The organism is Streptomyces sp. NPDC002076 (genome assembly GCF_053593835.1).
This window is the reverse complement of sequence record NZ_JBSFDI010000008.1, coordinates 61,003-82,886: the sequence shown is the minus strand read 5'-3', so window position 1 is coordinate 82,886 and position 21,884 is coordinate 61,003. Positions and strand designations below refer to the sequence as shown.

At 71.3% G+C, this 21,884-nt stretch carries 19 protein-coding genes; 10 read left to right on the top strand and 9 right to left on the bottom strand.

The window, feature by feature from the left end; all coding sequences use genetic code 11:
• Nucleotides 1-129: 129 nt before the first annotated feature.
• From ACWCQS_RS18705 to ACWCQS_RS18695, 3 genes are read right to left on the bottom strand one after another with little or no spacing between them, the layout of a single operon-like run.
• Nucleotides 130-906 carry an enoyl-CoA hydratase/isomerase family protein gene (locus tag ACWCQS_RS18705; protein ID WP_451005419.1) on the bottom strand — a complete coding sequence of 259 codons (777 nt, stop codon included), beginning with the start codon at nt 904-906 and terminating at the stop codon, nt 130-132.
• Nucleotides 903-1,313 (bottom strand): Zn-ribbon domain-containing OB-fold protein, encoded by a 411-nt coding sequence (locus tag ACWCQS_RS18700; protein WP_451005418.1) that lies wholly within the window; start codon nt 1,311-1,313, stop codon nt 903-905. Before ACWCQS_RS18700 ends, ACWCQS_RS18705 begins: the two co-directional genes overlap by 4 nt.
• Before the next feature lie 10 nt (nt 1,314-1,323).
• A complete protein-coding gene (locus ACWCQS_RS18695) occupies nt 1,324-2,478 on the bottom strand; it encodes a lipid-transfer protein (protein ID WP_451005417.1) in 1,155 nt (384 codons plus the stop codon).
• Between the two features lie 87 nt (nt 2,479-2,565).
• Here ACWCQS_RS18695 and ACWCQS_RS18690 point away from each other — a divergent pair, with 87 nt between their 5' ends.
• Nucleotides 2,566-4,173 carry a FadD3 family acyl-CoA ligase gene (locus ACWCQS_RS18690; protein ID WP_451005416.1) on the top strand — a complete coding sequence of 536 codons (1,608 nt, stop codon included), beginning with the start codon at nt 2,566-2,568 and terminating at the stop codon, nt 4,171-4,173.
• A gap of 1,228 nt (nt 4,174-5,401) precedes the next feature.
• On the opposite strand, the gene ACWCQS_RS18685 is transcribed toward ACWCQS_RS18690, so the two are convergent.
• From ACWCQS_RS18685 to ACWCQS_RS18675, 3 genes are all read right to left on the bottom strand, one after another.
• The gene (locus ACWCQS_RS18685; protein ID WP_451005415.1) at nt 5,402-6,322 is read right to left on the bottom strand and encodes a hypothetical protein; all 921 of its coding nucleotides are present in this window, start codon (nt 6,320-6,322) and stop codon (nt 5,402-5,404) included.
• Between the two features lie 73 nt (nt 6,323-6,395).
• Nucleotides 6,396-6,599: a DUF397 domain-containing protein gene (locus tag ACWCQS_RS18680; RefSeq protein ID WP_451005414.1), complete on the bottom strand. Its 204-nt coding sequence runs from the start codon at nt 6,597-6,599 to the stop codon at nt 6,396-6,398.
• Complete coding sequence (locus tag ACWCQS_RS18675) at nt 6,580-7,431, bottom strand: helix-turn-helix domain-containing protein (protein WP_451005413.1); 852 nt, start codon at nt 7,429-7,431, stop codon at nt 6,580-6,582. Before ACWCQS_RS18675 ends, ACWCQS_RS18680 begins: the two co-directional genes overlap by 20 nt.
• A 119-nt stretch (nt 7,432-7,550) precedes the next feature.
• On the opposite strand from ACWCQS_RS18675, the gene ACWCQS_RS18670 reads away from it, so the two are divergent.
• Complete coding sequence (locus tag ACWCQS_RS18670) at nt 7,551-8,168, top strand: ATP-binding protein (RefSeq protein ID WP_451005412.1); 618 nt, start codon at nt 7,551-7,553, stop codon at nt 8,166-8,168.
• A 106-nt stretch (nt 8,169-8,274) separates the two neighbouring features.
• Here ACWCQS_RS18670 and ACWCQS_RS18665 read toward each other — a convergent pair whose 3' ends face one another.
• Both ACWCQS_RS18665 and ACWCQS_RS18660 read right to left on the bottom strand, forming a co-directional pair.
• On the bottom strand, nt 8,275-8,508 hold the full coding sequence (locus ACWCQS_RS18665; RefSeq protein WP_451005411.1) for a hypothetical protein: 234 nt from the start codon (nt 8,506-8,508) through the stop codon (nt 8,275-8,277).
• 208 nt (nt 8,509-8,716) lie between these two features.
• Nucleotides 8,717-11,692 carry a BTAD domain-containing putative transcriptional regulator gene (locus ACWCQS_RS18660; RefSeq protein ID WP_451005410.1) on the bottom strand — a complete coding sequence of 992 codons (2,976 nt, stop codon included), beginning with the start codon at nt 11,690-11,692 and terminating at the stop codon, nt 8,717-8,719.
• Nucleotides 11,693-11,881: 189 nt separating this feature from the next.
• On the opposite strand from ACWCQS_RS18660, the gene ACWCQS_RS18655 reads away from it, so the two are divergent.
• The 6 genes from ACWCQS_RS18655 to ACWCQS_RS18630 all read left to right on the top strand — a co-directional run bounded on the left by ACWCQS_RS18655 (nt 11,882) and on the right by ACWCQS_RS18630 (nt 19,327).
• The gene (locus ACWCQS_RS18655; RefSeq protein ID WP_451005409.1) at nt 11,882-13,105 is read left to right on the top strand and encodes an amidohydrolase family protein; all 1,224 of its coding nucleotides are present in this window, start codon (nt 11,882-11,884) and stop codon (nt 13,103-13,105) included.
• Entirely contained in the window at nt 13,102-14,028 is a 927-nt protein-coding gene (locus ACWCQS_RS18650; RefSeq protein WP_451005408.1) for an LLM class F420-dependent oxidoreductase, read from the top strand. Before ACWCQS_RS18655 ends, ACWCQS_RS18650 begins: the two co-directional genes overlap by 4 nt.
• Before the next feature lie 10 nt (nt 14,029-14,038).
• Nucleotides 14,039-14,809 (top strand): SDR family NAD(P)-dependent oxidoreductase, encoded by a 771-nt coding sequence (locus ACWCQS_RS18645; protein WP_451005407.1) that lies wholly within the window; start codon nt 14,039-14,041, stop codon nt 14,807-14,809.
• Between the two features lie 98 nt (nt 14,810-14,907).
• Nucleotides 14,908-16,032, top strand: coding sequence for an LLM class flavin-dependent oxidoreductase (locus tag ACWCQS_RS18640; protein ID WP_450982962.1), 1,125 nt, complete (start codon nt 14,908-14,910; stop codon nt 16,030-16,032).
• A gap of 119 nt (nt 16,033-16,151) precedes the next feature.
• Complete coding sequence (locus ACWCQS_RS18635; RefSeq protein ID WP_451005406.1) at nt 16,152-17,882, top strand: N-acyl-D-amino-acid deacylase family protein; 1,731 nt, start codon at nt 16,152-16,154, stop codon at nt 17,880-17,882.
• Complete coding sequence (locus ACWCQS_RS18630) at nt 17,879-19,327, top strand: aldehyde dehydrogenase family protein (RefSeq protein WP_451005405.1); 1,449 nt, start codon at nt 17,879-17,881, stop codon at nt 19,325-19,327. The genes ACWCQS_RS18635 and ACWCQS_RS18630 overlap by 4 nt, the downstream gene beginning before the upstream one ends.
• Nucleotides 19,328-19,385: 58 nt before the next feature.
• Here ACWCQS_RS18630 and ACWCQS_RS18625 read toward each other — a convergent pair whose 3' ends face one another.
• Nucleotides 19,386-19,781, bottom strand: a complete 396-nt coding sequence (locus ACWCQS_RS18625) for a nitroreductase/quinone reductase family protein (protein WP_388630338.1) — start codon at nt 19,779-19,781, stop codon at nt 19,386-19,388.
• 146 nt (nt 19,782-19,927) lie between these two features.
• Between ACWCQS_RS18625 and ACWCQS_RS18620 the strand changes: the two genes are divergently transcribed.
• Entirely contained in the window at nt 19,928-20,305 is a 378-nt protein-coding gene (locus tag ACWCQS_RS18620; protein WP_451005404.1) for a hypothetical protein, read from the top strand.
• Nucleotides 20,306-20,316: 11 nt separating this feature from the next.
• Entirely contained in the window at nt 20,317-21,882 is a 1,566-nt protein-coding gene (locus ACWCQS_RS18615; protein WP_451005403.1) for a peptidoglycan-binding protein, read from the top strand.
• Nucleotides 21,883-21,884 lie beyond the last annotated feature (2 nt).

Genomic DNA, 21,884 nt, shown 5'->3' with positions numbered 1-21,884 from the left:
GCGTACCGGGGGAGGGCCTGACGAGGGTGTGCGACGGCCGTCGTACCGGTGTGTCACGGAAGGGCTCCGGACGGCGGCCGTCCCAGGGCTGACGCTACCCCGGGTGCGCGTTCCCCGCCATGCGGTCACTCACCGTGTCCGCGGCTCGGTGCGGCCCCTGTCGCGGAACAGCTCCGCCTGCCGTTCGACGGGCAGATTGCCCAGGGCGACGAGCGGCGGGGCCTGGGCGAACGCCTGGGCCAGGGCCGCCTCCCGCGCCGCCCACAGCGCCCGCACGGTCCCCTGCACCCCCTCCGCCGGATACCCGGCGATGACGGAGGCACACCGCACGGCGGCCGCCAACGCACCACCCTCTTCCGTCACTTCGGAGACCAGCCCGATCTCCTGGGCCCGCCGCGCGGAGATCCGCTCGGCGGTCCCCATGAGCATCATCCGCGCCACCTCCCCGTACGGCATCCGCGCCGCCATCAGCATCGACTCATAGGCGCTGACCATGCCGTACGAGGTGTGCGGATCGAAGAAGACGGCCGTCGGATCGGCGACGACGAACTCGCACTCGCCCAGCAGATAGAAGGCACCCCCGCAGGCCATCCCACGCACGGCGGCCACCACCGGCTTCCACAGGTCGCTGGCCTTCGGCCCGACGGTCAGCAGCGGATCGTCCTGCATGTACGGCGACGAGGGCTGCGGCACGACGACGTCCCGGTCGATCCCGGTAGAGAACGCCCGCTCCCCACCCCCGGTGAGCACGACGGCCCGTACGGAGTCGTCGAACCGCAACGCCCGCCAGACGCCGGTGAGTTCGTCGGCCATCTCCAGGTCGATGGCGTTGAGCCGGTGCGGCCGGTCCAGGGTGACGACGGCGACCCCGCTGCCCTTGTCGGCATCGACCCGTACGGCGCTCACGCGAGCACCCACTGCGGCAGCCCGCCGTCACCGAAGACGACGTGCACCCGGGCGCCGATCCGGATGCGCTGCGGATCGAGCGAGCCGAGGGGTGCGCCGGCGTGGCGCACCACGTTGCCGACCAGCCGGATCCGGGGGCAGTCCGCCAGCTCCACCACGACGACGTTGTACGGCGCCTGTTCGGCGTAATCGGGGAGGAGGGGCGGATGCGGCACGACGTACGACCAGATCCGTCCACGTCCGCTGGTGAGCCGCCACTCGCTCGCGAAGGACTGGCAGTGCGGGCAGCAGGGCCGGGGCGGGAAGCGGGGTTCGTGGCAGTCGGCGCAGGCCTGGACGCGCAGTTCACCCCGGGCGGCGTACTGCCAGAAGGGGGCGCCGTCGGCGTCGGTGACGGGGGTCAGCATGATCAGCTCCTCAATTGCGCAGCAGCAGGGCGGAGGTGGGTACCCCTTCGCCGGCCGTGACCAGGCAGGTGGCGGCGCCGGGCACCTGGGCGGTGCTGGTCCCGCGCAGTTGCCTCACCCCTTCGTTGATGAGGTTGAAGCCATGGACGTAGGCCTCGGAGAGCCCGCCCCCGCTGGTGTTGAGGGGCAGCCGCCCCCCGATCTCCAGGGCCCCTCCCTCGGTGAAGGCGCCCCCGTCTCCTCTGCCGCAGAAGCCGTAGCCCTCCAGGGAGAGCGGTATGAGGACGCTGAAGGCGTCGTAGATCTGCGCCACGTCGACGTCGTCCGGCGTGAAGTCGGCGTGCTTCCACAGATGCCGGGCGGCGGTCCAGGCGGGCCCGGTGAGGGGGTCGTCGTTCCAGTAGTTGACCATGCCGTGGTGCTGGGCGGGCAGTCCCTGGGCGGCGGAGTGGACGTACACGGGCTTGGCGCGGCAGTCCCGGGCGCGCTCTGCGGACACGAGGACACAGGCGAGGGCCCCGTCCGTCTCCAGACAGTTGTCGAAGAGGCAGAGCGGCTCGCTGATCCAGCGCGAGGTCATGTACATCTCGCGGGTGAGCGGCCGTTCGTACATCACGGCGGCCGGGTTCTGGTTGGCCCGGTTCCGGCAGGCGAGGGCGACGTTGAAGAGGTGGTCGCGGGTGGCGCCGTACTCGTGCATGTAGCGGCGGGCGAGCATGGCGATCTCGTCGGCGGGGCGCAGGAGCCCGAAGGGCCGGGTCCACTGGGCGGGAGTGGGCAGCTGGACGGTGGTATTGGCCCATGGCCGAGCCCCGCTGCCCCGCTTCCGTGACCGCCAGGCGACCCCGACGGTGGCCTGCCCGGAGGCGATGGCGGCGGCGAGATGCGCGACGGTGGCGCAGGAACCACCGCCGCCGTACGGGGCTTTGCTGAAGAAGGTGAGATCCCCGAACCCGACGGCCTTGGCGAGCTCGACCTCGTCGGTCTCCTCCATGGTGTAGGAGGCGAGTCCGTCGACCTCACCGGGCGCGATCCCCGCGTCGTCGAGCGCGGCGAGCACGGCCCGGCAGGCCAGCGCCTTCTCGTCCTCCGGAAGGTGCTTGGCGAACGCGGTCTGCCCGATCCCGACGATGGCGGTGGCGTCCTTGAGCCCGGTTACTGCCATGGCGTCCCCCTCAACCCTGCGTCCTGACAGAGCGTCAGATTACAGCTAATCTGACGGACAGTCAGCTATGGGTGCAGGGGGCCTGTGATGAGCGACTGGGACACCATCGGCACCATCCCCGATCTGGTCCGGTGGTCGGCCGAGCGGTACGCGGACACGGAGGCGGTGGTCGAGGGCCGTACCAGGATCACGTACGCCGAACTGGGCGCCCGCGTCGAGCGCGCGGCCGCGGCCTGCCTGGCGAGCGGGGTGCGGGTGGGCGACCGGGTCGCGGTCTGGGCCCCCAACTCCCTGGACTGGATCGTGTCGGCCCTCGGCGCGGTGACGGCGGGCGCGGTCCTCGTCCCGCTCAACACCCGCTTCAAGGGCACGGAAGCGGCGGACGTACTGCGCCGCAGCGGCACCCGCCTGCTCTTCGTGACGGGCACGTTCCTGGGCGCGTCGTACGTGGCGAGCCTGCGGCGGGCGGCGGGAGAGGGGGTGCCGCACGGCCGGGGCCCGCTACCGGGCCTGCCGGAGCTGGAGGAGGTGGTGGTCCTGTCGGAGGACGCGCCACCGGACTTCCGCACGTGGAAGGACTTCCTGGCGGGAGGGGAGGGAGTGGGTTCGGCCGAAGTCGACGTGCGCCGGGGCGGGTTGGCGGGTACGGCACCGTCGGACATCATCTACACCTCGGGTACGACGGGCCGCCCCAAGGGCGCGGTGATCACGCACACCCAGACCCTCCGGGCGTACGAGATCTGGTCGGACCTGGCGGGACTGCGGTCGGGCGACCGCTACTTGATCATCAACCCCTTCTTCCACACCTTCGGCTACAAGGCCGGGGTGATCGCCTGCCTGATGCGCGGGGCGACGATGATCCCGCAGCCGGTGTTCAACGTGGAGACGGCACTGGCGAACATGGCGGCGGAGCGCATCTCGGTGCTGCCCGGCCCACCCACCCTCCTGCAGTCATTGCTGGACCACCCGTCCCGGGAGGCTTACGACTTGTCGGCGGTGCGCCTGATGGTGACGGGAGCGGCGGTCGTGCCACTCCGTCTGGTGGAACGCCTGCGCGCCGAACTGGGCGTGGCCACCGTCCTCACGGCGTACGGCCTCTCGGAGGCGAGCGGCATCGTCACGATGTGCCGGCGCGGCGACGCCCCGTCGGTGATCGCATCGACCTCCGGCCGGGTGATCCCGGGGACGGAGATACGGCTGGTGGACGCGAAGGGTACGCCGGTACGGCCCGGTGAGGCGGGCGAGATCCTGGTCCGCGGCTTCAACGTGATGCGCGGGTACCACGAGGACCCGGCGGCGACGGCGGAGGCGCTCTCCCCGGACGGCTGGCTGCACACGGGCGACGTGGGCGTCCTGGACGAGTCGGGCAACCTGCGCATCACGGACCGCATCAAGGACATGTTCATCGTCGGCGGCTTCAACGCGTACCCGGCGGAGATAGAGCAGTTGCTCGCCCTCCACCCGGATGTGCGCGAGGCGGCCGTGATCGGCGTACCGGACGCACGCCTGGGCGAGGTCGCCAAGGCGTTCGTGGTGCGCAGGCCGGATTCGGTGCTGACCTCGGACGACCTGATCGCGTGGTCCCGCCGCGAGATGGCCAACTACAAGGTGCCGAGGGCGGTCGAGTTCGTGCCGGAACTCCCAAGGAACGCGAGCGGGAAGGTGGTGAAGGGGGTTTTGCGGGGGCGGGGGTGAGTTGCTCTTCCGGGGTTGACGGTTCCCGTGGGGCCGCCCGCTTCTTTGGTCAGTGTCGTGCTTCCACGAGGTGCGTCAAGGGCGCTGCGCGTCGCCTTCGGCGATGGCCCTCCGGGCCACCCTTGACCCACCTCGCTCCAGCACTGGGGAGAAGCGAGCGGTCGGCCGGGAGAGTGGCCCGCTGAACCCTGTTGGGCCCTTGGCCCGGCTGCGTTCGCGGCCTTGACGAAGGTCGCGCGGTCGCGCCTCGCATGGACGCCGGGTCCGGTTGGCGGCTTGCGGGAGAGGAGGGGCGGCGCGCCAGCCCGGGGCGGCACGCCGGGTCGGGTTGGCGGCTTGCGCTGCGTGGTCGGGGCGCGAGGGCTGGTCGGGGCGTGAGGTGAGGTTGGCGCCTCTCGTTTGTGGGTGGGCGGCGCGCGAGGTGGTCGGTCCGGCGTGCGGGCGCAGGTTGGCGATAGGCGGGGCAACTGGGTGCTCTGGAGGTCAACTTGGGTGGCAAGTGGCCTCAGGGGCGCCCCTTATGCCACACCAGCCCCGGGGGCCACGGGGAGCCGAGCAATCGGCAGACTTGGGCCAGCCGGTGAGCCCGCCTGGAGGAGCTGACCCGCCGTCCACTGAGGACGAGAGTGCCCAAAGATGCCATTCCCCACCATCCCCACCTTCGGGGCCCTCAGATGTCCGGTTCCCGTGCCGCTGGGCCGACCTTCGCGGGATGGGATCCCCCCAACTTGCTGTAAGCCGCCAACCCGACCCGGCGTGCCGCCACCGGGCTGGCGCGCCCCGCCCACTCACCGCAAGTCGCCGACCCGCCTGGCGCCCCGACCACCCTTCGCGCCCCCACCCACTCACCGCAAGCCGCCAACCCGACCCGGCGTGCCGCCACCGGGCTGGCGCGGCAAGTCGCCGACTCCACCTGGCGCCCCGACCACCCTTCGCGCCCCCACCCACTCACCGCAAGTCGCCAACCCCACCCGGCGTGCAGGCGAGGCGCGGGCGCGGCCGTCGACCCCGGCCCAGAACGCAGCCGACCCACAGCGCAAACGCCGCCAGGTCACCCGTCTTTCCGGGCCGCTCGCTCGCTTCTTCCCCGTGCTGGAGCGAGGTGTGTCAAGGGTGGCCCGGAGGGCCATCGGCGAAGCCGACGCGGAGTGGAGCGCAGCGGAACGCAGCGCCCTTGACTCACCTCGCGGAAGCACGACACTGGCCGAAGAAGCGGGCGGCCCCACGGTCACTGGGAAACGCCGGCCAGGGCAGCCAGGGTGGCCCTGATCTCCTCGACCATGTACTCAGGGCGGTGGAAGACGTCCCCGGCGCTGAAGCGGAGGAGGCTGCGGATCTCCGGACACCTCAAGATCTGGTTGAAGCGGGCAACGTCCCTTCGATGGGCGTCACGGGTTCCGTGGTAGGCGTATCCCTCGATCTCCACCGCCAGCCCTGCCGCCCTGAACAGGAAGTCGACGACGCGGCGACTGCCGTCCGGGGTGCGTAGCTCGGCCTGGCTCTCAGGATGCAGGTCGGCGTCGTGCATGCGCAGTCGGGCAACCGTCTCGGCGGCTGAACCGGCGAGAGGGTCGGTCAGACGCAGCCAGTTCCGGGCCCGGGCCGACCCCTTCAGCGTCGTCTCAAGTGCCGCGGCGATCTCGTCCAGCTTCGTGAGCGGTGCGCGACGGACCCGCCCGACTCTGCGGTACGTCAGCGCCGAGTCCACGGCGACGATCGCCTCGTCCCTCGGGCCGCGCCGGAGCAGGTCGGCGAGAGTGCGGGTGGGGTTGGTGAGCCGTAACCCCTGCCGTTCCACCACGTCCCTCGTGCTGAGCGGCATCCGGTGGACGCGCACGCCCTCGCTCACACCGCGGACGGTGAGCTGCGGGTCGATGAACTCCAGCGGCCCTTTCCGGCCACCCCCGAGCATCTCGACCCGCCAGAGGGCAGCCGCTGAACCGTGGCTCACGATCAGCCGGGGTTCGCGGAGCAGCACGGCACGGAGGTGAGTGAGCAGGTCCGGGTTCCGCCCGGGCTCGGCCCAGGCGCCCTGCCGCAGCCGGGTCCAGCCCTCTGCCCGCAGCGCACGCGTGAGGCTGCGCCGGGGCCAGCCGGCCTCCACGGCACATGAGGTGAGCAGCACGCCCCGGTTCGCCAGTGCCCTCAACTCCGTCCGCTCCACCCCGGCAAGATCGCAGAATCCGCGACTTGCCGCTTGGCCTGTGGATAACCGGGCGGGGTCAGCCCTTCAGCGAGTCGAGAAAGGCGGACCATGCGAGGGGCGGGAAGAGGAGTACGGGGCCGTCCTGGGCCTTCTTCGAGTCGCGGACGGGGATCACGCCGGGGCGGGTGTCGGAGACTTCGACGCACTCACCGCCGGTGCCGTTGCTGTAGCTGCTCTTGCGCCACACGGCCGTGCTCAGGTCAATCCCGGTGCTTGCCATCTCGGTAGTCCTCTGCCGCAGCCTCGATGATCGCAAGGGACGCCTCAGGCGGCAGTGCGGCGGCCCTGAGCAGATCGTACGACTCGCGGTACTGCTTCACGAGCGCCGGATAGTCAATGAGTTGGCCACTGTGCAGCGACTCGGTGTACACGACCGGAGGTGCGTCCGTGAAGGCCATGAACCTGGTCATGCCCATCATGAACGGATGGACTCCGGCGGTTTGCGGGACGATCTGCAGAATGGAGTGTGTATTCCTCACCACCTGCGTAATGTGGTCCAGCAGTTCCGCCATGCCCGCATCGGGAAGGGCCGGGCGCCGGATCAACGACTCGTCCAGGATCGCCCAGAACTTCGGCGGGTTCTCGGAGTCGAAGAGCTTGGCCCGTTCCATGCGGGCGTGGACCTTCTCCTCGACCTCTTCGCCCGAGGCACGCGGCATGGCGGCTCGTACGATCGTGCGGGTGTAGGAGGCTGTCTGCAGCAGCCCCGGCACCAGCATCGGCGCCCAGTCCTCGATCGTCTCCGCATGGCGCTCCATCTCCGCCACATCCACGAAGTACTCCGCATGCCCCGACTGCCGTGCCCGGCGGGCGTCTTCACAACGGCGCTCGAAAAAGCCGTCCGTCTTCAGCACCCTGTCGACGTGCCGGGCCAGATCCATCGGCATGCGCCGTTCGCCGCGCTCGATCTGGCTGAGAAAGGGAACGCCCCGAAAGCTCCCCTCGGCCAACTGCTCCAGGGTGAGTCCCGCCAGTTCCCGTCGATAGCGCAACTCGGCGCCGTAGAAAGACGGGACGTTCGCGGATGCGTCGGGGTCCTTGCGTGGGGGCACAACTCATCACCGCCATTTGCCAGTTGCGCTGCGTAGCCGAAACCTCTTCAAAAGGTACCGGCGCTGGCGCCATCGTGTGACTGATTCGTCACAGAGAGCACAGGAAGGCGTACGCAACCGTGTCGTCCTCGAATCCCCCCTCCACCCACCGCGCCGACTCCGTCTTCGACACCACCCTCTGCGTGGACGACCTGCGCGACGCCCTCTCCGCCCACGGCATCACCCTGCCGTCCCTCCGGGTGGACCTGCCGAGCTTCGCGGGCACGTACCGGCCCCCGGCCGGCCTGGTCGCACTCGGCAACTGCAACGCCGCCACGGCGCGCAGGCTGGTGGCGGTGCTGCGGGACACCGGTACGGCACCGAGCCGGCCGCCGCTGGACGTGGAGCTCCCCGCCGTACCGCAGGCGCTCCAGGGCCTCCGCCGTACCGTCCGCCGCTACCTGGACGTGCCTTGCGCCGACGTCCAGCTCTGTGTCACCGAACTCGTCACGAACGTGATCCGGCATGTGGGGGAGGGCAGCGCGGTCCGTGTGCGGGTGGCCCGGACGGACGGCAACCGGGTCCGCGTCGAGGTCACGGACCCGGCCATGGAGGCTCTTCCCGTGTCCCTGCCCAGCGCGCCCGATGACGAGACGGGACGCGGCCTCGCCCTGCTGGAGGCGATGGCGCTGCGCTGGGGCGTGGAGCAGGGGGTGGAGGGCAAGACGGTGTGGTGCGAGCTGGCGGGGGCGGAGTGAGCGACGGTTCGCGGCAGCGGGTCAAGGTATCTGCCCCCGGACACACGTCGGCCGCGACGGCTCCCCCTCGGCGCCGTCGCGGCCGGTCCCCCGTGTGGGAGGTGGCTCAGCTGGGGTCGGACGTGATGTGGACGTTGTCCGGGGTGACGGTCCCGGAGGCGGTGGCCGGGGCGTCGGTGATGTGGACGTTGTCCGGGGTCACCGTGCCGGAGGTGGCGGCCGGGGCGTCGGTGATGTGGACGTTGTCCGGGGTCACCGTGCCGGAGGCGGTGGCCGGGGCGTCGGTGATGTGGACGTTGTCCGGGGTGACGGTCTGCCCGTCATTCGTGGTGTCGCTCATGGTGCTTCCTCCCCATTGGCGCTGTACTCGACGTGTCGGGCCCGTCCGGCCATTCCCCCGATGGACGGCCGGACGGGTCCGGGATCGCCCAACCCTAGATCGTTCGCGAGGGCGACCTCACAGCCGGTCCGTCTGCCCCCCGACGCGACGGATCGACAGGAAGAGACTGCCGTGAGGCAATAAACGAACGATGAACGTCCCCGCGGGTTCAGGCGGCGGCGGTCGGCGCCAGCAACGCACGGACGGTCTCGGCCTCCGGCGACTGGAGCGACTCGTAGATGGACAGGGCCTCCTGCCAGCACACCTGTGCCCGTCCGGACTGCCCGATGCCGGTGAGAGCCCGGCCGAGAACGGTGAGGACGTTTCCGCGCCGCCATTCGCCGCCGATGCCGCGGAGCACGGTCAGCGCGGCCTCGGCACTGACCGAGGCCTGGGCGTGCCGACGGGCCGCCAGATCCAGCTCGGCGAGCCGGAACAGCGTCATTCCCTCCCACAACCGCTGACGACTTTCCCGGAAGATCGTGAGCGCTTCCTGGAGCCGCTCGGCGGCCTCGGCGGGCAGGCCGTTCTCGGTGAGGGCAACCCCCAGGGCGTAACGCCCGTTGGCGGTCTTCACGGCGTGCCCCAGGCCCTCGTACATGTCGACGCCCTGCTGGGCCAGTTCCACGGCGCTCTGCGGACGTCCCGTCACGACGTGGATGCGGGAGAGATTGCACAGGACGCTGGCCTCGCCGGCGCGGTCGCCGCAGTCCCGGAAGTCCTCGAGCGCCTGCTTGAGGTGTTCCTCGGCGTTGTCGTAGCGACGCTGGTAGAAGGCCATGGCGCCACGGATGTTCGCTGCCCAGCAGCGGGCCAGCGGGTCGCTGAAGGAGTTGCCCAGGCGCAGTGACTCCCGGGCCGACTCGTCCGCTTCCGCGAAGCGCCCCGAGAGCTGATGGGCATTGGCCAGGACGACCGAGGCCCGTACCTCCGCGCGCCGGTCCCCGCATGACCGGGCCGCGTCGAGCAGGGCGATCGCAGCGGCGTCGTACTCCCGTGAGTTGGCGCCGGACTCGGTCAGGTCCACCGCGGCCCACAACAGGTCGATGGCGCGCGGCAAAGTGCCCGGCCGTGCGAACTGCTGTACGCATGCCAGCAGTGAAACGGCCTCCGCATACAGCCAGTCCTGAGCCCGATGCCGGTCCTCGAAGTTCAGGCCCGGATACTCGGTCGGCTCCATGTGATCCACCAGCCGATCCCCCGGCCGCTCCATCGCATAGACCTGCGCCGCCGTGGCCAGATAGAAATCCAGCAACCGTGACATCGCAGCCTCCCGCTCGCTCGGTGGCTGCTCGTCCCGCTCCGCGCACGCACGCGCGTAGAGGCGGACCAGGTCGTGGAAGCGGTAGCGGCCCGGCGCCGCCGACTCCAGCAGCGACGTGTCCACCAAGGATTCGAGAAGGTCCTCGGTCTCCTCCGCCGGCAGGTCCAGGACCGCAGCCGCAGCGGCCAGGGAGATGTCCGGGCCGTCCGCCAGGCCCAGCAGGCGGAACGCCCGGGCCTGGGCCGGTTCCAACTGGCCGTAGCCCAGTTCGAAGGTGGCCTTCACCGCCAGGTCGCCGGCCTGCAGCTCATCGAGCCGGCGGCGTTCGTCCGCGAGCTTTGCCGCCAGGACCGAGACCGTCCAGGTCCTGCGTGCCGCCAGCCGGGACGCCGCGATGCGGATCGCCAGCGGCAGGAAGCCGCACGCCGCCACCACGTCCAGCGCGGCCTCCCGCTCGGCCGCCACCCGTTCCTCGCCCACGATCTTGGTGAAGAGCGCCAGCGCCTCGTCCGGGGACATCACGTCCAGGTCCACCAGATGGGCTCCGGCCAGGTCGACCATCCGGACCCGGGAGGTCACCAGAGCAGCGCAGCCTTCCGTCCCCGGCAGGAGCGGGCGTACCTGGGCTGCGTCCTTGGCGTTGTCCAGCAGGACCAGCACCCGGCGGCCGTCCAGGACCGAGCGGTACAGGGCCGAGCGCTCCTCCAGGCTGTCCGGGATCGCCGAGTCCGCCGTGCCCAGGGCGCGCAGGAAGGAGCCCAGGACCGTCTCCGGCTCCGCCGGGCGGGGGCCTGCGCCCTGGAGGTCCACGTAGAGCTGGCCGTCGGGGAAGGCCGCGCGGGCCCTGTGGGCCACGTGCACCGCCAGGGTCGTCTTGCCCACGCCGCCGATGCCCGCCAGCGCCGACACCGCCATCACCCGGCCCCCGGCGTCCACCGACTCCGACGCCGAGGACAGCACCTCGCTCAGCTCGGCCACGAAGGACGCGCGCCCTGTGAAGTCCGGGACCGATGCGGGGAGCTGGGCCGGGCGGACGGCCACCGCGGGCGGCTCCGCCGCGGGGGACGACGGTTCCGCAAGGGCCGGGTCCGCCTGCAGGATGCGCTGCTGGAGCTCGCGCAGGCCCGGGCGCGGGTCCACGCCCAGTTCCTCGGCGAGCAGGCGGCGGGTGTCGGCGTAGACCGCGAGGGCCTCCGCCTGGCGGCCGCTGCGGTACAGGGCCAGCATCAGGAGTTCGCGCAGGCGTTCCCGCAAGGGATACGCGGCCGTCAGCGCCGTCAGCTCCGAGACGGCCTCCGCGTGGCAGCCCTGCTCCAGGTCCATGTCCAGGCGGGACTCCACCAGACCCAGGCGCCATTCCTCCAGGCGGACCCGCTGGGTCTCGGCGTACGGGCCCGGGACGCCGGCCAGGGCCTCGCCGTCCCACATACCGAGGGCCTGGTTCAGCAGCTCGCGGGCCCGGCACAGGTCGCCGGCGGCCCGTGCCTTCTCCGCCTGTGCCGCCAGGGTCTGCGCGACCGCCAGGTCCAGGGCGCCCTCGCCCGGCACCCGCACCGCGTACCCGCCGGACTCGCTGACCAGCACGCCGGGCGGCAGGATCTTGCGCAGGCGGGAGGCGTACGTGCGGACGGCGGCCAGGGCCTGCGACGGGGGCTCGGGGCCCCACAGCGCGTCGATCAGCTCCGCCGCCGTCGCCGTACGGCCCTCGCGCAGCAGCAGGGCGGCCAGCAGGGCGCGCTGCTGGGGCGAGCCCGTGCCGATCTGCTCCGCGCCGCGCCAGGCCCGCACCGGACCGAGCACGCCGAACCGCAGCGCCTCCGGCTCCGTGACGGTCACGGAGCCGGGACGCCGCTGCTCAGGCACTCGCGGCCCACCGTCCATGCGTTCGTCCCCCTCGGCATCACGAACAACCCCGTCAGTTTGCCTTGTTCCGGGCGGTTGCGTCAGCCGTGGGAGACGCCGATCACAGCGCGGCGCAGCCCAGCACACAAACTCCTCACACCCTCTTCGCAAGCACCCGCAGGCGCTCACTAGCTGACGCACCGTCAGATCAGCGCTACCGTGAGGGCCATGGAGACCACACAGTTCCCGCTGATCATCTCCGTCGACGACCACACCGTTGAGCCCGCCCGCGTCTGGCAGGACCGGCTGCCGGGGAAATACCGGGACGTCGGGCCCCGGATCGTGCGCGCCCCGCTGAAGGAGATGACCTTCCTGGGCGGGCGTTTCAAGCCCGTCATGGGCGAACCCGGCAGTACCGAAGGGCCTCTCGGCGACTGGTGGGTCTATGAGGATCTGCGGCGGCCCCTCACCCGGCTCGACACCGCCGTGGGGTACAGCAGGGACGAGGTCAAACTCGAAGTCATCACGTACGAGCAGATGCGCCCGGGGTCGTACGACGTGGCCGCCCGGCTCGCCGACATGGACGTCAACCATGTGCAGTCCGCCGTCTGCTTCCCCACCTTCCCCCGCTTCTGCGGGCAGACCTTCACCGAGGCCGCCGACAAGGAACTCGCCCTGCTGTGCGTGCGCGCCTACAACGACTGGATGGTGGAGGAGTGGTGCGGGGCTCAGGCATACGGGCGCCTGATACCGCTCACCCTCATACCCCTGTGGGACGCCGAGCTGGCGGCGGCGGAAGTGCGGCGCAACGCCGCGCGCGGCGTCCGGGCCGTCGCCTTCTCGGAGATACCCCCGCATCTCGGGCTGCCGTCCGTCCACACCGACGACTGGGACCCCTTCCTCGCCGCCTGCGACGAGACCGGCACGGTCGTCGCCATGCACATCGGCTCCAGCAGCCGTATGCCCTCCACCTCGGCCGACGCCCCTCCCGCCGTCGGCTCCACCATCACCTTCGCCAACTGCTGTTTCTCGATGGTGGACTGGCTGATGAGCGGCAAGTTCGAGCGGTTCCCGAACCTCAGGGTCATGTATGCGGAAGGGCAGATCGGGTGGATCCCGTACATCCTTGAGCGCGCCGATGTGGTGTGGGAGGAGAACCGAGGGTGGGGCGGGGTCGCCGACAAGGTCACCCGGCCGCCGTCCGAGCTGTTCTCCGAGCACGTCTACGGCTGCTTCTTCGACGACGCCTTCGGGCTCAGGAACCTGGACGCCATCGGGGTCGGCAACGTCCTCTACGAGACCGACTACCCGCACTCCGACTCCACCTGGCCCAAGTCCCGCGAGGTCGGTGAGGCCCAGATGGGGCATCTGCCGGCGGACGTGGTCGAGCGGATCGTGCGCGGCAACGCCATCGAGCTGCTGGGGCTCACCCCCGAAGGGCTGTGGCGGTGAGCGCCCTGGCGTACGGCATCCAGCTGCCCGTGCAGGCGCAGAGCACCCTGTTCGCGGAAGGCTGGGAGGCCGGGGCCGGGCCGGAGGATCTGGTGGCCGTCGCGCGGGCCGTGGACCGGGCCGGGTTCGAGTACCTCGCCGCCTGCGATCACGTGGGCGTGCCGCACCGGCTCGCCCCCGCCATGGGCACGGTCTGGTACGACCCGGTCGCCACCCTCGCCCACCTCGCCGCCGTGACCGAGCGGGTGCGCCTGCTCAGCCATGTGGCGGTCGTGGCGCTACGGCACCCGCTCCTCACCGCCAAGCAGTACGCCACCCTCGACCACCTCTCCGGCGGCCGGCTGGTCCTCGGGGTCGGGGCCGGGCACGTCCGGGAGGAGTTCGAGGCGCTCGGGGCCGACTTCGAGCGGCGGGGAGCCGTACTGGACGAGACGATCGACGCGCTGCGGGCCGCCCTCGGGCCGGAGGAGTTCCCCGAGCACCACGGGAAGATCCACGACTTCGCCGGGCTCGGCCAGCGGCCCCGGCCGGCCCAGCCGCACATCCCCCTCTGGGTCGGCGGATCCTCGCCCGCCGCCGTACGCCGGGCCGCGCTCAAGGGCGACGGCTGGCTGCCGCAGGGGGATCCGCGGGACCGGCTGCCCGCGCAGATCGCGAGGCTCAGGCGCCTGCGGGCCGAAGCCGGCATCGAGGGGCCGTTCACCGTCGGCGCGATCGCCGAGCCGCTGTACGTCGGACGGGCCGGCTGGGAGGTCGGACGGCGGACGCTCACCGGGCCGCCGGAGGAGATCGCCGAGTCGCTACGGGCGTACCGGGCGATGGGTGTGAACCAGATCCAGGTGCGGTTCCGCAGCCGGAGCCGGGCCGAACTCATCGAGCAGATCCACCTGTTCGGGGCGGAGGTCGCACCCCGGCTGAACTGAGGAGGAGTCCATGGGCAAGCTGGACGGGCGGGTCGTCGTCATCACCGGGGCGGCACGCGGGCAGGGTGAGCAGGAGGCGCGGCTCTTCCGGGCGGAGGGGGCGCGGGTGGTCGTCGCCGATGTGCTGGACGACCAGGGGGAGGCCCTGGCCAAGGAGATAGGCGCGTTGTACGTCCATCTCGACGTCGGCACCGAGGAGGGCTGGCGGGCGGCCGTGGCGGCCACCAAGGCGGCGTACGGGCACATCGACGGGCTGGTGAACAACGCGGGGATCCTGCGCTTCAACGCGCTCGTGGACACCCCGCTGGCCGAGTTCATGCAGGTCGTGCAGGTCAACCAGGTCGGCTGCTTCCTGGGCATGAAGGCGGTGGCGCCCGAGATGGCCGACGGCGGGACCATCGTCAACACCGCCTCCTACACGGCGCTGACCGGCATGGCGGCCGTGGGGACGTACGCCGCCACCAAGCACGCCGTGCTGGGGCTGACCCGGGTGGCCGCGCTGGAGCTGGCGGGCCGGGGCATCCGGGTCAACGCGATCTGTCCGGGCGCCATCGACACCCCGATGTCCAACCCGGCGCGCCTGGACCCGGACGCCGACCCGGAGGAGATGAGCCGGGCCCTGGACGAGCTGTACCGAAGGCTCGTGCCGCTCGGGCGGGTCGGGCAGCCGGAGGAGGTGGCGCGGCTGGCGCTGTTCCTCACCTCGGCGGACTCGTCGTACATCACCGGGCAGCCGTTCGTGATCGACGGCGGGTGGCTGGCGGGGGTCAGTGTCATCTGACGAACCGTCAGCTATTGACGGTCGCGGCGGCCGGTGCGACAGTCGGCCGACAGAGTATCTGACGATGCGTCAGAAGAGACTGAGGACGGTGAACCGCCTTGGAATTCGGGCTCTTTGTACAGGGATACGTGGGCAAGCGCGCCGAGACCGACCCGCTGGCCGAGCACAAGGCGCTGATGGAGGAGACCGAGTACGTCATCCAGGCGGACAAGTCCGGCTTCAAGTACGCCTGGGCCTCCGAGCACCATTTCCTGGAGGAGTACTCGCACCTGTCCGCCAACGATGTGTTCCTGGGGTATCTGGCGCACGCGACGGAGCGGATCCATCTGGGGTCGGGGATCTTCAATCCCCTCGCCCAGGTCAACCATCCGGTGAAGGTCGCCGAGAAGGTCGCCATGCTGGACCACCTCAGCGAGGGGCGCTTCGAGTTCGGCAGCGGGCGGGGGGCCGGCAGCCACGAGATCCTCGGGTTCATACCGGGTGTGACCGACATGAACTACACCAAGGAGATCTGGGAGGAGACCATCGCCGAGTTCCCGAAGATGTGGCTCCAGGACGAGTACGCCGGCTTCCAGGGCAAGCACTGGCAGCTGCCGCCGCGCAAGGTCCTGCCGAAGCCGTACGGGAAGTCGCACCCGGCGATGTGGTACGCGGCCGGCTCCCCGCCGTCGTACGCCATGGCCGCGAAGAAGGGGCTCGGCGTGCTCGGGTTCAGCATCCAGAAGGTCTCCGACATGGAGTGGGTGCTGGAGCAGTACAAGACGGCGGTCGTGAACGCGGAGCCGGTGGGGGACTTCGTCAACGACAACGTGATGGTCACGACCACGGCGATCTGTGCGCCGACGCATGCCGAGGCGATCGACATCGCTGTGCACGGCGGGCTGCACTATCTGCCCTCGCTCGTCTTCCGGTACCACGACACCTTCCCGCGCCCCGAGGGCTTCCCCGTGTGGCCGGAGACGCTGCCCGAGTACACGCCGGAGTTCGTGGAGCTGCTGGTGGAGGAGGAGCTGCTGATCTGCGGTGACCCCGACGAGGTGCTGAGGCAGTGCAAGCGGTGGGAGCAGGCGGGTGCCGACCAGCTGAGCTTCGGGTTGCCGGTGGGCGTGCCGAAGGAGGAGACGCTGCAGACGATCCGGCTGATCGGGGAGCACGTGATCCCGAAGATCGACACGGATCCGGTCCACCGGACTTCGCGGTTCCGAGCAGCGGTTGCCTCGTAAGCGCCGCTGCCGGGTGCGGGTTGTGTGTGGCTGGTCGCGCCCACGCGGCGGAGCCGCATATCGATACGGCCCCGCGCCCCTTAGGCAGGCATCCCGCACGTGTCTCAAGGAGTTACCGCATGCTTGATCATGTCATCCGCGGGGCGACCGTCGTCGACGGGACCGGTGCGCCCGCCCGTACCGCCGACGTCGGCATCCGCAGCGGCCGAATCGCCGTCGTCGGTACCGTCACCGAGGACGCCCGGACCACCGAGGACGCCTCCGGCCTCGTCCTCACCCCCGGCTTCGTCGACCCCCACACCCACTACGACGCCCAGCTCTTCTGGGACCCGTACGCCACGCCCTCCCTCAACCACGGGGTGACGACCGTCGCCGCCGGGAACTGCGGTTTCACCCTCGCACCCCTGAACCCCGCTCGCCCCGAGGACGCCGACTACACGCGCCGGATGATGTCCAGGGTGGAGGGGATGTCCCTGGTGGCGCTGGAGGAGGGGGCGCCCTGGAGCTGGCATTCCTTCGGGGAGTACCTGGACGCGCTCGACGGGCGGATCGCCGTCAACGCCGGATTCATGGTCGGGCACTGCGCGCTGCGGCGGTACGTCATGGGGCCGGAGGCCGTCGGGGGGCAGCCGAGCGAGGAGCAACTGGGCGCGATGCTGCGGCTGCTGCACGAGGCGATGGACGCGGGGGCCTGGGGGCTGTCCACCACGCAGTCCGGTACGCACTCGGACGGGGACGGGCAGCCCGTCGCGTCCCGGCATGCGCAACCGGCGGAGCTGCTGGCGCTGTCGAGGGCCGTCGGCGAGCACGAGGGGACGCAGATCGAGGCGATCGTCGCCGGCTGTCTGGATCAGTTCAGTGACGACGAGATCGATCTGCTCGTGGAGATGAGCGCGGTCGCCGGCCGGCCGCTCAACTGGAACGTGCTCACCGTCGACGCGGCCGTACCGGAGCGGGTGCCGCGGCAGCTCAGCGCGAGCGAGCGGGCCCGGAAGGCGGGTGGCCGGGTGGTGGCGCTCACCATGCCGATCCTCACCCCGATGAACATGTCGCTCGGCACCTTCTGCGCCCTCAACCTCATCCCGGGGTGGGGTCCGATCCTCGGGCTGCCCGTGCCGGAGCGGATCGCCAGGCTCCGGGACCCCGCCGTCCGGGCGGAGATGCTGCGGCGGGCCCGGTCGAAGGAGGCGGGCGTCTTCCGGCGGCTGGCGAACTTCGGCCGGTACGTCATCGGGGACACCTACAGCGAGGCCAACCGGGGGCTCACGGGCCGGGTCGTACGGGACATCGCAAAGGAGCGGGGGCAGGACCCGTTCGCCTGCCTGGTGGAGATCTGCGCGAGCGACGAGCTGCGTACGGTGCTGTGGCCGATGCCCACCGACAACGACCCGGCCTCCTGGGCGCTGCGCGCCGAGACCTGGCAGCACGAGGACGTGCTGCTCGGCGGTTCCGACGCGGGCGCGCATCTGGACCGGATGTGCGGGGCGCCGTACACCACCCGGTTCCTCGGGGACTGTCTGCGCGGCCGGAAGCTGGTCGGTCTTGAGCAGGCCGTGAAGATGCTGACCGACGACCCGGCGCGGCTGTTCGGGCTGCGGGAGCGGGGACAGGTGCGGGAGGGCTGGCATGCGGACCTCGTCCTGTTCGACCCGGAGCGCATCGACGCCGGTCAGGCCCGGCTGGTGTACGACCTGCCGGGTGACAGTCCGCGGCTGGACTCCAGGGCGATCGGGGTGCGGGCCGTGTGGGTCAACGGGGTCGAGGCGATCCGGGACGACGTGGTGAGCGGGGCCGTACCGGGGAAGGTGCTGCGGTCCGGCACCGACACGCGGACGGTGAGCACCAGGTGACGGGGGAGCGGCTGTTCGTCGGCGGGGAGTGGGTCGAGCCGGACGGCGGGCACTACCCGGTGACCGACCCGGCCACCGAGGAGACCGTCGGCTGGGCGCCGGAGGCCTCGCCGGAGCAGGTGCGGGCGGCCTGCGCGGCGGCCCGGGAGGCGTTCGGGGCGTGGTCGCGGACCTCGCCGGAGGAGCGGGCAGCGGTGCTGGGCCGGGCGGCCGACCTGATCCGCGAGCGGATGGAGCCGTACACCGAGCTGGCCCGCGCGGAGACCGGCGCGACCACGGGGACCGCGCGGGCGATGCAGGTCGGGGTGGCCGCCGCCCGGTTCCGCCGGTACGCGCGCGTGGAGCCCGCCGAGTGGGCGATCGCGCCGCAGATCAACGAGGCCGGGCCGATGGGCCGGGCCGCCGTGCTGGGCGCGCTGGCGGTACGGCAGCCCGTCGGGGTCGTCACCTGCATCACCTCCTACAACAACCCGTGGGCCAACCCGGCCGGCAAGGTCGCGCCGGCGCTGGCCATGGGCAACACGGTGGTGGTGAAGCCGGCCCCGCAGGATCCGCTGTCCGTGTACCGGATGGCCGAGGCACTGGAGGCGGCCGGGGCGCCACCGGGGGTGGTGAACGTCGTCTCCGGGCGTTCCACCGACGTGGGCGAGGCCGCCGTCGCGTCCCCCGACGTCGACATGGTCAGCTTCACCGGGTCCACGGCCGTCGGCCGGCGGATCGCCGAGGTGTGCGGGCGGGACATGAAACGCCAGCTCATGGAGCTGGGCGGGAAGGGCGCGGCGGTCGTGTTCGACGACGCGGACGTGGGCTCCGCCGTCGCCGGCATCGGTACGACCTTCTCCTTCTACAGCGGACAGATCTGCACGGCACCGACCCGGGTGCTGGCCCAGCGCGGGGTCTACGGCCGTCTCGTCGAGCAACTCGCCGGTTACGCCCGCAGGTTGAAGGTCGGGGATCCGCGGGAGGCGGACACGGTCGTCGGGCCGGTGATCTCGGCCGAGCACCGGGCGCGCGTCGAGTCGTACGTCGAACTCGGCAGGAAGGAGGGCGCGTCGGTGGTCGCGGGCGGCGAACGGCCGTCACTGGAGCGGGGTTTCTATGTCTCGCCCACCCTTCTCGCCGACTGCGCCAACGACATGCGGGTGGCCCGGGAGGAGATCTTCGGGCCGGTCGTCGTGGTCATCCCCTTCGACGACGAGGAGGAGGGGGTCGCCCTCGCCAACGACTCCGCGTACGGGCTCATCGACTACGTCTGGTCCGGTGACGTGGCCAGGGCGTTCCGGGTGGCCCGGCGGCTGCGGGCCGGGGGCGTGGGGGTGAACACCGTCGGCCGCAACATGGAGGCGCCGTTCGGGGGGTTCAAGCAGAGCGGGGTGGGCCGCGACGTCGGCTCCTACGCGCTGCACGCGTACAGCGAGGTGCAGGCGATCGTGTGGCCGGGGTGAGCGGGGCCGTCCGGCGACGCGGCATCCGCCGTCCCCGCACCGGATCCACCCAGGGCCGTCACCCCTCCAGGTCCACCCGGACCGTCAGCAGGTCCGTGCCGAACGCCCGTACCGCCGCGCTGTTGAAGCGGGGCAGGGCGCGCAGGCGGGCCACCGGGTCGTCGTCGGGGAGGAGGTGGGCGGTGCCGTGGTGCCAGCGGCCGGCGAGGCGGACGCGGACCCTCGGGTCGGCCTGGATGTTGCGGACGTACTGGGACTTGTAGCCGAACTCGGAGACCAGCCAGAAGGAGTCGCCGACCTTGCGGCCGCCCACCGGGGTCTGCCGCGGCAGACCGGAGCTGCGGCCCGTCGTCTCCAGGAGGGTCTGGAACGGCAGCCGCCGGTTGAGCGGGTTGGCGATGTGCCGTTGGAAGGCGGTCACCACGCGGTGCTTGCGGTCTGCGGGGGCTGACATACGGGTCGCTCTCCTGGTCTGACGGCACGGCGCCGCGGCGCGGATGGTGTGGCGGCTTGGTGCGGGGCGTGTGACCCCTGGACTTTCCGCCGACTGTCGCGTGTTAGCCTCCCCCGCGGTCGTGGTCATTGCAACGGGGGAGCCTGATGGGCGCGTCTTCGGACGGCTACACGGTCAAGTCCGGGATGTCCGGACAGGCGAAGGAACTGGACGCCGCGGGCGACGACGCGGGCAAGATCCGCGAGGCGATCCAGCCCGGAATGTGCTACGTGGACGACGTACTCGGCGGCCCGGACGCCGCCGCGGCGTTCAACGCGTATGCCGCCGCCTGGGAGGCGGAGGCCAAGGCCCTGGAATCGGCGCTGCACGAACTGGCCGACAAGGTACGGCTGTCGAAGGGGGCGTACCACGGCAGCGACAGCCTCGTCGGCACGAACGCCCACAACGTGGCCGTCGGCGAGAGCAACCTCACCAGCACCATGCCCGCCCACGCCGGCCGCCCGTCGGCGCTGGCCGGCTACTGAGAGGGCGGCCGATGACGGAGTCCACGGGCGACCGCAGCAAGCGGCTGGGCGAGCTGTGCAGGGCCATTGCCTCCGCCGACAGCAAGAACGACCTGATCGACGCCATCAACGACGCGCTCGCCGTCTCCGCCCCGGTCGGTGACACGGCGACGCTGGAGTTCCTGGGCAAGCTGTACCAGAAGCAGGACCTCGGGGACCTCTACAAGCGCATCGACAGGGTGGCCAAGAAGGGCCTGCCGGACGTCTGGGCCGGGAACACGAGTGTCCTCGCCTCGGACGCGGTGGCCGCCGCCGGGCGGGCCGCCGGGGCGGTGGGCCGGGCCCTCTACGGCGGCGGACAAGTGCTGCTCACGTTCGCCGACGCCCTCAAGGACGCCCAGAGCCAGGACAGCGGCGGGCGGGAGACGCTGCACGAGGCACTCCAGATGCTCGGCGGCAAGGACGGCTGGTTCGACGAGCTCATCGAGTCCGACGCGGACAAGGCCGTCCGGCTGAACGCCCGTTCCCTCGCCTCCCTGGGCGCCGCGGACATGCACGAGGCCGCGATCGCCGCCGACGACGCCGCCCATGCCGTCGCCGGGGACCTGAACGAGCGGGTCTCCGAGGCGCGCATCGGCAAGCTGGGCACGGGCGACCTGACCGCCGTCGACAAGCTGATGCTGGCCGAGACCAGCGCCGTCGACGGCGACCCCGTGCTGAACGAGATCCTCACCGCGCACGACCTGGAGCGCGCCGGTCGGCGCATGGACCAGTTGAGTGCCGCCGACCGGGCCGCCATGGACCAGATGCTGGCCGGGTCGGGCAGCCCGCAGGAGCGGGCCTATCTGATGAAGGCCCTGGCCGCCGGGCACAGCGTGGCGGAGATCGAGCGGTTCCAGGGCCAGATCCAGGGACACGACCCCGAGTGGCTGCGCAGGCATCTCACGCCGGTCGTCACCGAGGTGGACAGCATGGACGACGAGGGCCTGGCCTCCGACGGCTCCAACAACAACAAGGACTACGTCACCTTCGACGGGCAGCGGTGGATCCAGGGCGGCGACGGCTCGGAGGGCACCTGCGTGGCCTCGTCCACCGTCACCGCCCGCGCCATGGTCGACCCCCTCTACGCCCTCGGCCTCACCGGCGGGCCCAGCGGACAGGAGGACGACCCCGAGGCCTTCGAGCGGCGCCTGGTGGCCGAGCAGCACCGGCTGCACACGGAGGGCCACGGCGGTGACCACTGGGAGGGCATGGGCCCCGACGGGCAGGAGCACATCGCCGACAGCACCATCGGCGCCGCCACCGGCGACGACTACCAGCGCCACGACCTGGACGGTGCCGCCGACCGCAAGGCGGTGCTGAGCGATGTGGAGAAGGCGGTCGCGGACGGCCGCCCGGTCCCCGTCGACGTCAAGGGCAAGGACGGCGCCCACGCGATGACCATCATCGCCCAGGAGGGCGACATGCTGCAGATCTACAACCCCTGGGGCACGACGACCTGGGTCAGCGAGAACGACTTCATCAACGGACACATGAGCAAGGCAGCGGACAGTGGACTCAACGACGCGTACAGCGTGTACCTCCCGACGGCGAAGTAGGC

Coding starts and splice junctions, on each gene's coding strand:
- ACWCQS_RS18690 (WP_451005416.1), top strand. CDS start 2,566: ATGAGCGACTGGGACACCATCGGCACCATCCCCGATCTGGTCCGGTGG.
- ACWCQS_RS18655 (WP_451005409.1), top strand. CDS start 11,882: ATGGAGACCACACAGTTCCCGCTGATCATCTCCGTCGACGACCACACC.
- ACWCQS_RS18695 (WP_451005417.1), bottom strand. CDS start 2,478: ATGGCAGTAACCGGGCTCAAGGACGCCACCGCCATCGTCGGGATCGGG.
- ACWCQS_RS18620 (WP_451005404.1), top strand. CDS start 19,928: ATGGGCGCGTCTTCGGACGGCTACACGGTCAAGTCCGGGATGTCCGGA.
- ACWCQS_RS18700 (WP_451005418.1), bottom strand. CDS start 1,313: ATGCTGACCCCCGTCACCGACGCCGACGGCGCCCCCTTCTGGCAGTAC.
- ACWCQS_RS18615 (WP_451005403.1), top strand. CDS start 20,317: ATGACGGAGTCCACGGGCGACCGCAGCAAGCGGCTGGGCGAGCTGTGC.
- ACWCQS_RS18625 (WP_388630338.1), bottom strand. CDS start 19,781: ATGTCAGCCCCCGCAGACCGCAAGCACCGCGTGGTGACCGCCTTCCAA.
- ACWCQS_RS18665 (WP_451005411.1), bottom strand. CDS start 8,508: ATGAGCGACACCACGAATGACGGGCAGACCGTCACCCCGGACAACGTC.
- ACWCQS_RS18635 (WP_451005406.1), top strand. CDS start 16,152: ATGCTTGATCATGTCATCCGCGGGGCGACCGTCGTCGACGGGACCGGT.
- ACWCQS_RS18660 (WP_451005410.1), bottom strand. CDS start 11,692: ATGGACGGTGGGCCGCGAGTGCCTGAGCAGCGGCGTCCCGGCTCCGTG.
- ACWCQS_RS18645 (WP_451005407.1), top strand. CDS start 14,039: ATGGGCAAGCTGGACGGGCGGGTCGTCGTCATCACCGGGGCGGCACGC.
- ACWCQS_RS18680 (WP_451005414.1), bottom strand. CDS start 6,599: ATGGCAAGCACCGGGATTGACCTGAGCACGGCCGTGTGGCGCAAGAGC.